This window comes from Streptomyces sp. CO7 (assembly GCF_053474865.1).
Genome location: NZ_JBRIOU010000004.1, coordinates 615,992 through 628,582 on the forward strand (window position 1 = coordinate 615,992; position 12,591 = coordinate 628,582).

The following is a 12,591-nucleotide window of genomic DNA, read 5'->3' on the forward strand; positions in this document are numbered from 1 at the left end:
GTGGGTGGCGTCGACGGTGTGGCCCTGACGGGCGCCGGCCCGGCGCAGCCGCTCGATCTCGTGACCGGGCACCGACGCGATCTCCGCCGCCAGCCGCTCCCACAGGCCCTCGGCCCGCCGGGCGGCGTCCGCGGCACGCGAGCTCCGCATGAGGCCTCGATTGCGCTCGCGGCCCAGCACGACCAAGACCGAATCGCCGACCAGGTGGCTGTCGATCCCGCTGATCGCGGCCTCGGTGCCGCCGGCCCGCGCCGACGCCCGGTCCGCGAGGTACTCGCCCCGCTGGGCGGCGCGCAGGGTGAGCTGGTCGAGCAGCAGGAGCACGCCCTGGAGGCACAGCCAGGGCAGGAAGGTGCTCGTGTTGATCGCCATCGCCTGCCAGCTGACCGCATGGGGGGTGGGGGCCAGGAAGTACGACCAGGTGTCCAGCGACTGGGTCGCCGTCCAGACCAGCCGGTTCTGCCGGGTGTCACCGTTGGCGTAGTGGCCCAGCTCGTGTCCGAGGAGGGCGATCCGCTGCTGCGGCGTCAGGACCTCCCACATCGGCAGGCCGATGGTCAGCACGCGGTGCCCGCGCACCCCGTAGGCGTACACCGAGGCGTTGAACTCCGCGTCGACGGCGATCAGGTCGACCCCGCGGGTGCCGACGACCTCGGCCACCTCGTCGACCAGGGCGAACAGTTCGGGGGCGTCGGCGCGGTCCAGCAGCGGCACGTCCTCGGGCGGCGAGCCGAAACGGGGCCGCAGCGCCACCGCGACCAGGAGCGCGGCCGCGCCCAGGACGACCAGTCCGGTGCCCCAGCCCGCCACCAGGCACCACAGGCCGGCCACCACCAGCGTCACGGTCACCGCGTGCACCAGCACCGAGATCGCCTGGGCGAGCAGCGCGGGCACGTCACGGTGCGCCCTCAGCGGTTTCCCGTCGGCCACCTCGCGCAGCAGCCGCTCGCCGTGGCGGCGGGCCAGTTCGCGCCGCCGCCTCTCCAGCAGCCGCGGCCGCTCCTCGCGTTCGGCGGCCCGGACCGGGTCGACGTTCCACTCGCAGGCGGCACACCACACGGTGTACCGGGCGTCGGCCTCGATCCGCTCCCCGCACTCGGGGCACGGCTGGTCGATCCGCTCGGCGGCTGGGGCACTCATGGGACGGATGTCCTCCTCCGACGGCTCCTGTCGAGCCGTACTCCAGTTCGGGGGGCGCGACATCATCACACGAGCCGGACAGCGACGTCCCCTTCGAACGACCCCCGGTACGACGGTCTTTCAGGTCCGGGCCCGCTGGGTCACCGCGATGCAGCCGAGGACCACCAGGGCGGTCAGCGGGGCGAGGGGCGAGAGGTGCTCCCCCATCAGCAGGACCGCCCAGCCGATCGTCAGCAACGGCTGGGCGAGCTGGAGCTGACTGGCACGCGGCACGCCGACGACGGCCATCCCCCGGTACCAGACCACGAAGCCGCCGAACTGCGAGACGGCGGCGATGTACGCCATGCCGGCCAGCGCCCGGCTGCTCGGGTGCACCGGTTCGACCGGCAGGGCGAGCGCGGTGACCAGCGCCGAGACGGGCAGCGCCGCGACCACGCCCCAGCCGATGACCTGCCAGCCGGGCATGTGCGCGGCCAGGCGTCCGCCCTGCGCGTACCCGGCGGCGCAGACCAGGAGCGCGACGAAGAGGTAGAGGTCCCCCAGGGTCGGCAGGCCGCCGCTGTGGTGGAGCGTGAAGACCAGCACGGCGAGCGCCCCCGTCCCGGCCGCCGCCCAGAACGCGCGGGAGGGCCGCCGGCCGGTCAGGGCGGAGGAGAACACGGCGGTGGCCAGCGGCAGCAGGCCGACGACCACGGCGGAGTGGGCGGTGCTGGACACCCGCAGCGCCAGCGTGGTCAGCAGGGGGAAGCCGACCACGCAGCCGCCGGCCACGGTGAGCAGGGCCGGCCAGTGCGCGCGGGCGGGCACCGGCACCCGGGCCAGGCGCAGGCAGAGGGCGGCGAGGAGACCGGCGAGCAGGCCGCGGACGCCGGTGGCGGTCCAAGGGCCGAAGCCGTCCAGCGCCCACACGGTGGCGGGGAAGCTCAGCGAGAAGGAGACCACGCCGAGGGCGGCGGGGAGAGTACCGCTGCGGAAGTCCGGTGCGGTCGCGACGGTAGCGCTATCGTGTGCTGTCATGAATGACGGTAGCAGTGTGGACCGGCTGGCCGCGATCCTGCGCAGGGAGCTGGAGGACTGCCCCGCGGGGCACAGGCTCCCGTCCAGCCGGGAGCTGACCGACCGCCACCAGGTGAGTCCGGTGACGGTGTCCCGGGCGGTCGCCGTACTGGCCGACGAGGGGCTGGTGGTGACCCGCCCGGGCGCCGGCGTCTTCCGGGCCGCCGCCCCGCCCCGGGCCGCGGTCTCCGGCGACCTGTCCTGGCAGGAGGTCGCGCTGAGCGCCGATCCTCCGCACGCCGCGCTGGACGTGGGAGCGCGCGTCGCGGACGCCTCCGGCATCCTGACCACCCTCTCGGCGCCGCCGCCCGAGGTGGTCGACCTCAGCGGCGGCTACCCGCACGCCTCGCTCCAGCCGGAGCGCGCCCTCGCGGCCGCCCTCGCCCGGGCGGGGCGGCGTCCGGGCACCTGGTCGCGTCCGCCGGTGGAGGGCCTGCCGGAGCTGCGGGAGTGGTTCGCCCGCGACATCGGCGGCCCCGCAGGGGCGCTGACCACCGGCGACGTGCTGATCACCGCCGGCGGGCAGAGCGCGCTGACCACCGCGCTGCGCGCACTGGCCGCCCCGGGTTCGCCGGTGCTGGTGGAGTCCCCCACCTACCCGGGCACGCTCGCCGTGGCCCGGGCCGCCGGACTGCGCCCGGTGCCGGTCCCGGTGGACGCGGACGGCGTCCGGACCGACCTGCTGGCCGAGGCCTTCGCCGCCACCCGGTCCCGCCTGCTGGTCTGTCAGCCCCTCTTCCAGAACCCCACCGGCGCGGTGCTCTCCCCCGCGCGCCGGGAGGAGGTGCTGCGCGTGGCCCGCCGGGCGGGCGCCTTCGTGGTGGAGGACGACTTCGCCCGCCGCCTGGTGCACGCCGACGCCCCGACGCCGCCGCGGCCGCTCGCGGCGGACGACCCGGACGGCGTGGTGGTGCACATCCGCTCGCTCACCAAGGCGTCGGCGCCGAGCCTGCGCGTGGGCGCCCTCACCGCGCGCGGCCCCGCGCTGGAGCGACTGCGCGCGGTGCACGCGGTCGACAGCCTCTTCGTACCGCGTCCGCTGCAGGAGACCGCCCTCGAACTGGTCTGCTCCCCCGCCTGGTCACGTCACCTGCGGACGCTCGCCGCGGCCCTGCGCGACCGCCGCACCACCCTGCTGACCGCCCTCGCCTCCGCGCTGCCCGGCCTGCTCCCCGCACGGCCGCCGCACGGCGGCTACCACCTGTGGCTGCGCCTGCCCGGCGGCCTCGACGAGCGGGACGTCACCGCCGCCGCCCTGCGCCTGGGCGTGGCCGTCACGCCCGGCGCCCCGTACTTCCCCGCCGGGCAGGCCGCCGCCCACCTGCGGCTCAGCTACGTCGGCACGCCCGGCACCGCCCAACTGGAGGACGGCGTCCAGCGGCTGGCCCAGGCGCTCGGTGGCCCGGCCGTCCCCTGAGGGCGGTGCGCCGGACCGCAACGGAGACGTGATCAAAAATGACTGCACACCAACAAGGGTGATCACCTACGCTGCCCTGCGGCCCGTCCCCTTGGGGACGGGCCGCTCACTCGTCACACCCGTGCACCACACCCCAGGGGGGGGTCCCATGGAACGCCTTTTCGCGCTCCGGCAGTTCCTGATCATGATCGTCGGCCTGGTCGGCGGCGTCTGCCTGATCGGCTTCAGCATCATCCGCATGGACACGCAACTCACCGGCACGTCAGGCCAGTTCACGGCTCAGCACTGCGAGAGCGAGAAGACCCGCCGCGGCGGCGTCAACTGGTCCTGCACCGGGTCGTTCACGGCCGACGACAAGTCGTTCACCCTCGAGTCGGCCGAGATGGACACCACTTTCGACTCCGAGCCCACCGCCCCGGTGGCGGCCAAGGCGGAGGGCCCTGACGCCACCACCGTCGTGGCCGACGACCCGAAGAAGTGGGCGATCCCCGGCGGCACCGGCGTGATCATCTTCATTTTCGGCGCCTTCATGCTCCGCGGCCGCCTGCGCGACCGCAAGGAGAACCGGGCCGCCGCGGCGGTCTGACGCGACCTGCCCCGGCACTCAGCAGGCGCCCCGTGCGGCCCGTCCGCCCGGGGCGCCTTCGCGCGTTCCGGTGACCGCCGTCGCACCCCCACGACGAAAGCCGCCGGTCCGGGCACGCGCAAGCTTGACCAAATCCTGATAAGGGCAGCCTTTCCTTACCCGCCGCCACGTGCCTAGACTCCGCTCTCGGCCGGTCGGTCACGCCCGCGCCATCAGGCCCACCCGCGCGTGAATCGAGGCACCATGTCCGCCAGTACTCGCCCCCTTCTTCTCGGCGCCGGCACCGCGCTGGCAGCCGTCGTGGCCCTGTCGGGCTGCACCCAGAAGGCCGCGAGCGAGGACGACGCCCTCCAGGTGACGGCCTCCGACTCGGCGTGCGAGGTCTCCGCGAAGGACTTCCCCGCCGGCCACGTCACCCTGAACGTGGAGAACAAGGGGTCCAAGGTCACCGAGGTGTACCTCCTCTTCCCCGACGACCGGATCGTGGCCGAGCGCGAGAACATAGGCCCCGGCACCAAGGCGTCCCTGGTCGCCGAGGTGAAGGCCGGCGACTACGAGATCGCCTGCAAGCCCGGCATGAAGGGCGACGGCATCCGCCAGAAGGTCAAGGCCACCGGCGGCGACAAGGCCCCCGCGCGCAGCGCCGAGGCGGACGCCGCGGTCGCCTCCTTCCGCTCCTACGTGCTGTCCCAGGCCGAGCAGACGCTGCCCCGGGCCCAGGCGTTCGCCGACGCCGTCAAGGCCGGCGACGTCGAGAAGGCCAAGGAGCTCTACGCCCCGTCCCGCATCGGCTGGGAGCGCACCGAGCCCGTCGCGGAGTCCTTCGGCGACATCGACCCCAAGGTCGACGTCCGTGAGGACGGCCTCGAGGAGGGCCAGGACCCGGCGAAGGACTGGACCGGCTGGCACCGCCTGGAGAAGGCCCTCTGGGACGAGGGGAAGATCGGCGACCGCGAGAAGGAGCTCGCCGACCAGCTGATGAAGGACCTCGAGGACTGGGTGCAGCGCGTCGGCAAGGCCGAGATCACCCCGACCTCGATGGCCAACGGCGCCAAGGAGCTCCTCGACGAGGTCGCCACCGGCAAGGTCACCGGCGAGGAGGAGCGTTACTCCCACACCGACCTGGTCGACTTCAAGGCCAACCTCGAGGGCGCGTCGAAGTCCTACGAGCTGCTCAAGCCGGTCGCGGAGAAGAGTGACCCGGAGCTGGTCAGGACGCTCGACGAGCGGTTCGCCGCGCTGACCGAGCTGCTGGACCGGTACCGCACCGACAAGGGCGAGGAGCAGGACTCCTACACCTACGTCTCCTACGACAAGGTCGGCAAGGCGGACCGCAAGGAGCTCTCCGACGGCGTGAACGCCCTGGCCGAGCCGCTGTCCAAGCTGTCCGCCGCCGTCGCCAAGTAACAACCGGCCGGCGCACCCCGCCCGCACGACCGTCAGGGAGAAGCGAGACATGTCCGAGAAGCCGCACGGCGACGCAGAGCCCTCGCGTCGCGCGGTGCTCGGCTGGGGCGGCGCCGGGCTCGCGCTCGGCGCCGCCGCGGTGGGGGGCGCCGTGGCCGTCGCCGGCGTCGGGGAGGACGAGCACTCCACCCCCGAAGGCGTCGTCCCCTTCCACGGCCGGCACCAGGCGGGCATCGCCACGCCCGTCCAGGACCGGCTGCACTTCGCCGCCTTCGACGTGAAGACGAAGGACCGCGCCGAACTGGTGCGGATGCTGAAGGAGTGGACGCGGGCGGCCGAGCGGATGACGGCCGGCCGCACGGTGGGCGAGGGGGCCTACGGCGGCATACCGGAGGCCCCGCCGGACGACACCGGTGAGGCCCTCGGCCTGCCGGCGTCCCGGCTTACCCTGACCGTCGGTTTCGGCCCGTCCCTCTTCGACGACCGCTTCGGCCTGGCCGGCCGGCGCCCCGACGCGCTGGCGGACCTGCCGAAGTTCCCCGGCGACAACCTGGACCCGGCCCGCAGCGGCGGTGACCTGTGCGTGCAGGCCTGCGCCGACGACCCGCAGGTCGCGGTGCACGCCATCCGCAACCTGACCCGGATCGGCTTCGGCACGGTGGCGATCCGCTGGTCCCAGCTCGGCTTCGGCAAGACCTCCTCCACCACGCCCGAGGCGCAGACCCCGCGCAACCTGTTCGGCTTCAAGGACGGCACCCGCAACATCTCCGGCACCGACACCGCCGCGCTCGACCAGCATGTCTGGGCGGGCGGAGCGGGCGCCGGCTGGATGGAGGGCGGCTCCTACCTGGTGGCCCGCCGCATCCGGATGAACGTCGAGACCTGGGACCGCACCTCCCTGCAGGAGCAGGAGGACGTCTTCGGCCGCGACAAGCGGCGGGGCGCGGCGGTCGGGAAGAGCAAGGAGCACGACGAGCCGTTCCTGAAGGCGATGAAGCCGGACTCCCACGTGCGCCTCGCGCACCCGGACTCCAACGGCGGCGCGGCGATGCTGCGGCGCGGCTACTCCTTCACCGACGGCACCGACGGCCTCGGCCGCCTGGACGCCGGCCTGTTCTTCCTGGCCTACCAGAGCGACCCGCGGACCGGGTTCGTCCCCGTCCAGACCGCCCTGGCGCGTTCCGACGCGCTCAACGAGTACATCCAGCACGTGGGTTCGGCACTGTTCGCCGTCCCCCCGGGCGTCCGCGGCGAGGACGACTGGTGGGGCCGGGCGCTGTTCACCTGACGCACCGCACGGCCCCGTCGCCCGACCCCTGTTCGTCATCGCTCGGAGAAAGGAACCGGCGTGTTCGCCAACTACCTGATCGGCCTGCGTGAAGGGCTGGAGGCGAGCCTCGTCGTCTGCATCCTGATCGCCTACCTGGTCAAGACCGGCAACCGGGACCGGCTCGGGCCGGTCTGGGCGGGCGTCGGCGCCGCCGTGGCGCTCTCCCTCGCCTTCGGCGCGGCGCTCCAGTTCGGCTCCTCCACCCTCACCTTCCAGGCGCAGGAGGCCCTCGGCGGCACCCTGTCCATCGTGGCCGTCGGCCTGGTCACCTGGATGGTCTTCTGGATGCGGCGCACCGCCCGACACCTGGCCCGCGAGCTGCACGGCAGGCTGGACGCCGCGCTCGCCCTGGGCACCGGCGCGCTGGTGGTCACCTCCTTCCTCGCCGTCGGCCGGGAAGGGCTGGAGACCTCGCTGTTCATCTGGACCGCCGTCCAGGCCAGCGGCGACGGGGTCCGCCCGCTGGTCGGCGCCCTGCTGGGCCTGGCCACCGCGGTGGCGCTGGGCTGGCTGTTCTACAAGGGCACGCTGCGGATCAACCTGTCGAAGTTCTTCCGCTGGACCGGCGCCATGCTGGTCGTCGTGGCGGCGGGCGTCCTCGCCTACGGCGTCCACGACCTCCAGGAGGCCGACTTCCTGCCCGGCCTGGGCGACCGCGCCTTCGACATCAGCGCGACGATCCCGCCCGAGTCCTGGTACGGCACCCTCCTCAAGGGCATCTTCAACTTCCAGCCCGACCCGACCGTCCTGCAGCTCGTCGTCTGGCTGCTCTACCTGGTCCCCGCGATGGCCCTCTTCCTCGCCCCGGAGCGCCGCCGCCCCGCCGCGGCGTCCGCCCCCGAGGCGCCGTCGGCCACCGGGTCCGCCACGGCCGACCGCGGCTGATCCCTGCCCCGCACGCCGAACGGCCCCGCCCGCTGCACGCGGACGGGGCCGTTCGCCTGTACAGGCGCCTGGAACGGGGATGCGGGGCTACGGACTCAGAACGTCAGCTTCCAGCTGTCGATGTAGCCGGTGTCCTGGGAGGCCACGTCCTGGACCCGCAGGCGCCAGCTGCCGTTGGCCGTCTCGGTGGAGGCGTTCACGGTGTAGGTGGCGATCACGTTGTCCGCGGAGTCGGAGCCGCTGGAGCTCTTCAACCGGTAGGCCGTGCCGTCCGGGGCGAGCAGGTCGACGACCAGGTCGCCGCGCCAGGTGTGCTTGATGTCGACGCCCACCTTCAGCGTGGAGGGCGCGTTGCCGGTGCGGCCGGTGACGGCGATGGTCGAGGTGACCGCGGCGCCGCCGTCCGGGATGGCGACGTCCGTGGCGTTCTCGAAGGTGGTGCCCGGCGCCGGCGGGGCCTGCGTGCCCACGGTCCAGACCGCGTGCGCGAGGGCGTCGGTGTTGCGGTCCAGGGCGGTGTCGTTGATGTTCGAGGTGCTGTCGCAGGACGAGTGGTAGCAGCGGTCGAAGGCCTGGCCGGCCGTCCCGCCCCACTTGGTGGCCTGCGCGGAGGACTTGACGCTGCTGGCGCCGGTGAAGAGACCGCCGACCGGTATCCCCGCGGACTTGAACGGGGCGTGGTCGGAGCGGCCGTCGCCCTCGGTCTCGATCTCCGTGGGGACGCCGATGCCCGCGTACCAGTCCTTGAAGACCTTCTCCAGCGTCGCGTCGTCGTCGTAGACGAAGTAGCCCGGGTTCGGGGAGGCGATCATGTCCAGGTTGAGGTACCCGGCGATGCGCGAACGGTCGGTGCTGGTGAGGCTGTTGACGTAGTACTTGGAGCCCACCATGCCGAGCTCCTCGGCGCCCCACCAGGCGAACCGCAGGTGCTTGGTCGGCTGGAGCTGGGCCCGCGACACGGCGAGCGCGGTCTCCAGTACGCCCGCGGACCCGGAGCCGTTGTCGTTGATGCCCGCGCCGCTGGAGACCGAGTCCAGGTGCGCCCCGGCCATCAGGACCTGGCCGGTGTCGCCGCCGGGCCAGTCGGCGATCAGGTTGTACCCGGTGGCGCCGGAGGACGTGAACTGCTGGACGGTGGTGGTGAACCCGGCGGCGTCCAGCTTGGCCTTCACGTAGTCCACGGAGGCCTTGTAGCCGGCGCGGCCGTGGGCGCGGTTGCCGCCGTTGGCGGTGGCGATCGACTGGAACTGGGTCAGGTGCGCCTTGACGTTCGCCAGCGGGATGTCCGGCGCGGCGAGCGCGGCCGCCTGCGCGGTCGTGCTCGGGGCGGAGGCCGCGGAGGCGCCCGCCGTGCTGCCGTACGAGGAGGGGGTGACGGCGAGCAGCGCTCCCACCGCCACGGCGGCGACGGTCGCGGTGCGTCTGCGGAACGATCGGGGCGGGCCGGCCTGGTAGCTCGTCATGAGGGCCGCTCTTTCTCGTCGGTGGATCCGGAGGGTGTCCGGAACGGGGGGTCAGGGCCGGGTGGGCCCTGTGCGGCCCCGATGCTCACCGAGTTGTCAGTGTCCCGTCAATACCGCTTCCGGACGGGTCACGTCGCTCCCCGGCCACACGCCCCCGGGAGCGGGGAACCGGGGCTACGCTCCTCGGCATGGCGAACCGCGTTCCCTTCGACGAGGCGCTGCTGTCCACCGTCGGCGTTCCCCGCGCGGTGAAGCTCCTGGACAGCAGTCCGCGGTCACGGGTGTGGCGGGTGCGACTGGCCGGCCCGCGGACGGTGGTCGTCAAGCAGATCACCGACGGCGGGGACGCCGGCGCCGACGCGGACACCCGCTTCGCGCGGGAGGTCGCCGGTCTGCGCCTGGCCGGGCGGGCCGCCGGGCCCGCCGTGGCCCCCGCGGTGCTCGCCGTGGACCCGTCCTCGCGGCTGATGGTCCTGGAGCACGTCGACGACCTCGGCAGAACGGACGACTGGATGCCGGGGTACGCGGAGGCGCTCGCGCGGCTGCACGCCCTGACCGGTCCCGCCGACGCGGGCGCGCTGCCGCCCTGGTCGGGCCCCACGGCGGCCGACGCGGAGTCCTTCCTCGCCCTGGCCGGGGCGCTGGAGGTGCCCGTGCCGTCCCAGGTCCCCGGTGAACTCGCCGGCCTGCTGGAGCGGCTGGATCCCGCCGCGCACCACGCGCTGCTGCACGGCGACCCCTGCCCCGGCAACGACCTGCGCACCGCCGAGGGCGTCCGCTTCGTCGACTTCGAACGGGCCTCGCTCGGCAACGGCCTGGTCGAACTGGCCTACTTCCGCATCGGATTCCCGACCTGCTGGTGCGCCATGTCGGTGACCGCGGCCCCGCTGACGGAGGTCGAGGACGTCTACCGCGCCACCTGGCGCGGCCTCACCGGGAGGGACGTGCCGGGCGACCTCGCCGACGCGTGCGCGGGCTGGCTGATCCAGGGCGACGCGCTGGTCGAGCGGGCCCACCGGGGGACGGCGGACCAGCTCGCGCGGGTGCCCGTCGAGGACTTCGCGTGGGGCTACGTCTCGGCCCGGGAGCGGCTCGTCCACCGTCTGGGCGTGGTCGCGGACCTGACCCGCGACCACGGCCACCTGCACGCCCTGGGCCGCCTCTGCGCGGCCCTGGCCGGGCGTCTGCTGGAACGCTGGCCGCGGCTGCGCCCGCTTCCGGCGCACGACACCCGCCCCTGGTACTAGGCGGCGGGCGGCGGGCCGGGCTACTTGTCGGCGACGAACTTGCGCACGAGGTCCGCGAGTTCGGGCGCCTGGTTCAGCAGGGCGGACCAGTGCGTGGCGGGCAGCTCCCGGCGTTCGAGGTGCGGAACCCACTCCTCCAGACCTTCGCTCAGCGCGGAGCTGACGAAGGCGTCCTTGGTGAGGGTGACGAGCTGGACCGGCACCTCGGTGGGGCGCCGGCGGGGCCTGCGCAGCCGCTGCCGCATGTTGGCCCGGTACAGCTCGATGCCCCGCACCGCGTCGGAGGCGATCGTGGCGGCCGGGTGGCCGGGACGGGGGCTGACGCCCTGGAGCACCCGCAGCACCGTGCCCCACCGGCGGGCCAGCCCGAACTTCCAGACGGCCGGCGCCAGCACCGGCACGTGGAACAGGTAGATGTACCAGGAGGACACCCCCTGCACGGCCAGCTGCCGCAGGTGACGCGCGGTCGGCCGGCGCGTCCGGCGCCGCAGCCAGAACCCCATGTGGTCCAGGCAGGGGCCCGACATCGTGGTGTACGAGGCGATGCGCGCGGCGCCCTCCGGGTCGGTCACCGCCTCCCAGGACTGGATGGACCCCCAGTCGTGGGCGACGACGTGCACGGGCCGCCCGGGGCTGGTGGCGTCGGCGACCGCGAACAGGTCCCGGGCGAGGAGTTCCAGGCGGTATCCGGCCCGGTCCGCCGGGGCTCCGGAGTCGCCCGCGCCGCGCACGTCGTAGCGGACCACGTGGTGATCGGCGGCGAGCACCTCGGCCACCTCGTCCCAGACGCGGTGGGTGTCCGGGTAGCCGTGGACGAGCAGCACGGTCGGTGCGGCCGGGTCCCCCTGCTCGTACACGGCCAGGGAGACGTCGCCGGAGGTGACCCGGGTGCGGCGCACCTCGGCGGCGCTCACCGGGCCACCGCCGAGGGGTACGCGCTCGGGCCGCGGCGCGCTGCGGCCGGCTCGTCGCCGACGGGCGCGGGCGGCTCCGGGAGGAGTCGTGCTGTGACGGTGCTCATGGCAGCGGGATCTCGCCTTCGTCGGGGGCAGCGGCAGGGGTGACGGCGGGAGCGGGGACGACGCCGGGGGCCGGCACGTCCAGTGCGAGAAGGGTTCCCTCCTCCGCGCGGGAGACGCAGACCAGCATGTCGCCGGCCTCCCGTTCGGCGGGCGTGAGCCTGCGGTCGCGGTGGTCGACGGCGCCGGAGAGCACCCGGACCTTGCAGACCCCGCAGAACCCCTGGCGGCAGGAGTACGCGGTGGCCGGTTCCGCGGCCCGCAGCACGTCGAGCGCGCTGCGGTCGGCGGGCACCGGGAGCCGTCTGCCGTCGCGCAGGCGCAGGGTGAAGGGCCTGCCGTCGATGATCGGCGCGTCGGTGAAGCGTTCGAAGTGCAGCCCGGCGGCGGCGCTGTCGGGGAAGGCCCGGCGGACCGCGTCGAGCATCGGAGCGGGCCCGCAGCAGTAGACGGCGGCGCCCTGGGGGGCGCGGGCGAGCAGTGCGGCGGCGTCCGGGCGGCCGTCCTCGTCGTCGGCCAGCACCACGACCCGGCCGGGGTGCCGGCGGGCCAGCGCGCCGGTCTCCTTGGCGAAGGGCAGCGAGGCGCGGCTGCGGCCGGTGTGCACCAGGGTCCAGTCGAGTCCGCGGCGTGCCGCCTCGTGGGCCATCGGCAGGACGGGCGTGATGCCGATGCCGCCCGCGAGGAGCAGGACGCGCTCCTCGCGGGCGAACGGAAACGCGTTGCGGGGCCCGGCGACCCGGACCCGGGCGCCTTCCACCAGCTCGCGGTGCACCTCGGCCGAACCGCCCTGCCCGCCGGGGATCAGCCGGACCGCGATCCGGTAGGCGGACAGGTCGGCCGGGTCGCCGCACAGCGAGTACTGCCGCCGGCGCCCCGAGGGCAGGTCCAGGTCGACGTGGGCCCCCGGCTGCCACCGCGGCAACGGGGCGCCGTCCGGCGCGGCCAGCCGCAGCGCGAGAACGTCGGGTGCGGCGAACTCTCGTGCGACGACCTCGAGTTCGCCCGGGCGCTCGTCCCGCGCAGGGCGCGGCCGGTACC

At 74.2% G+C, this 12,591-nt stretch carries 11 protein-coding genes; 6 read left to right on the plus strand and 5 right to left on the minus strand.

Annotated features, from left to right (window positions below):
• Nucleotides 1–1,140: M48 family metalloprotease (locus ACOV8S_RS15600; protein WP_448318424.1), on the minus strand; the 1,140-nt coding region annotated here is incomplete at its 3' end.
• 120 nt (nucleotides 1,141–1,260) lie between these two features.
• Nucleotides 1,261–2,082, minus strand: a complete 822-nt coding sequence (locus tag ACOV8S_RS15605) for a DMT family transporter (RefSeq protein ID WP_448318873.1) — start codon at nucleotides 2,080–2,082, stop codon at nucleotides 1,261–1,263.
• Between the two features lie 73 nt (nucleotides 2,083–2,155).
• Between ACOV8S_RS15605 and ACOV8S_RS15610 the strand changes: the two genes are divergently transcribed.
• The 5 genes from ACOV8S_RS15610 (at nucleotide 2,156) to efeU (ending at nucleotide 7,821) form a co-directional block, all read left to right on the plus strand.
• Nucleotides 2,156–3,613 carry an aminotransferase-like domain-containing protein gene (locus ACOV8S_RS15610; protein WP_448318425.1) on the plus strand — a complete coding sequence of 486 codons (1,458 nt, stop codon included), beginning with the start codon at nucleotides 2,156–2,158 and terminating at the stop codon, nucleotides 3,611–3,613.
• Nucleotides 3,614–3,761: 148 nt separating this feature from the next.
• Complete coding sequence (locus tag ACOV8S_RS15615) at nucleotides 3,762–4,199, plus strand: hypothetical protein (protein WP_448318426.1); 438 nt, start codon at nucleotides 3,762–3,764, stop codon at nucleotides 4,197–4,199.
• Between the two features lie 243 nt (nucleotides 4,200–4,442).
• The gene (efeO, locus tag ACOV8S_RS15620) at nucleotides 4,443–5,606 is read left to right on the plus strand and encodes an iron uptake system protein EfeO (RefSeq protein ID WP_448318427.1); all 1,164 of its coding nucleotides are present in this window, start codon (nucleotides 4,443–4,445) and stop codon (nucleotides 5,604–5,606) included.
• Between the two features lie 49 nt (nucleotides 5,607–5,655).
• Nucleotides 5,656–6,894, plus strand: a complete 1,239-nt coding sequence (gene efeB / locus ACOV8S_RS15625; RefSeq protein ID WP_448318428.1) for an iron uptake transporter deferrochelatase/peroxidase subunit — start codon at nucleotides 5,656–5,658, stop codon at nucleotides 6,892–6,894.
• Nucleotides 6,895–6,954: 60 nt separating this feature from the next.
• A complete protein-coding gene (efeU, locus tag ACOV8S_RS15630) occupies nucleotides 6,955–7,821 on the plus strand; it encodes an iron uptake transporter permease EfeU (protein WP_448318429.1) in 867 nt (288 codons plus the stop codon).
• Between the two features lie 95 nt (nucleotides 7,822–7,916).
• Here the strand turns inward: efeU and ACOV8S_RS15635 are convergent, their stop codons facing one another.
• Nucleotides 7,917–9,284 carry a M28 family metallopeptidase gene (locus ACOV8S_RS15635; RefSeq protein WP_448318430.1) on the minus strand — a complete coding sequence of 456 codons (1,368 nt, stop codon included), beginning with the start codon at nucleotides 9,282–9,284 and terminating at the stop codon, nucleotides 7,917–7,919.
• A 188-nt stretch (nucleotides 9,285–9,472) separates the two neighbouring features.
• Between ACOV8S_RS15635 and ACOV8S_RS15640 the strand changes: the two genes are divergently transcribed.
• Nucleotides 9,473–10,531 (plus strand): aminoglycoside phosphotransferase family protein, encoded by a 1,059-nt coding sequence (locus ACOV8S_RS15640; protein WP_448318431.1) that lies wholly within the window; start codon nucleotides 9,473–9,475, stop codon nucleotides 10,529–10,531.
• A 20-nt stretch (nucleotides 10,532–10,551) separates the two neighbouring features.
• On the opposite strand, the gene ACOV8S_RS15645 is transcribed toward ACOV8S_RS15640, so the two are convergent.
• A complete protein-coding gene (locus ACOV8S_RS15645; protein WP_448318432.1) occupies nucleotides 10,552–11,445 on the minus strand; it encodes an alpha/beta fold hydrolase in 894 nt (297 codons plus the stop codon).
• A gap of 103 nt (nucleotides 11,446–11,548) precedes the next feature.
• On the minus strand, nucleotides 11,549–12,591 hold a 1,043-nt coding region (locus ACOV8S_RS15650), incomplete at its 5' end, for a PDR/VanB family oxidoreductase (protein WP_448318433.1).

Coding starts and splice junctions, on each gene's coding strand:
- ACOV8S_RS15610 (WP_448318425.1), top strand. CDS start 2,156: ATGAATGACGGTAGCAGTGTGGACCGGCTGGCCGCGATCCTGCGCAGG.
- ACOV8S_RS15615 (WP_448318426.1), top strand. CDS start 3,762: ATGGAACGCCTTTTCGCGCTCCGGCAGTTCCTGATCATGATCGTCGGC.
- efeO (WP_448318427.1), top strand. CDS start 4,443: ATGTCCGCCAGTACTCGCCCCCTTCTTCTCGGCGCCGGCACCGCGCTG.
- efeB (WP_448318428.1), top strand. CDS start 5,656: ATGTCCGAGAAGCCGCACGGCGACGCAGAGCCCTCGCGTCGCGCGGTG.
- ACOV8S_RS15635 (WP_448318430.1), bottom strand. CDS start 9,284: ATGACGAGCTACCAGGCCGGCCCGCCCCGATCGTTCCGCAGACGCACC.
- ACOV8S_RS15640 (WP_448318431.1), top strand. CDS start 9,473: ATGGCGAACCGCGTTCCCTTCGACGAGGCGCTGCTGTCCACCGTCGGC.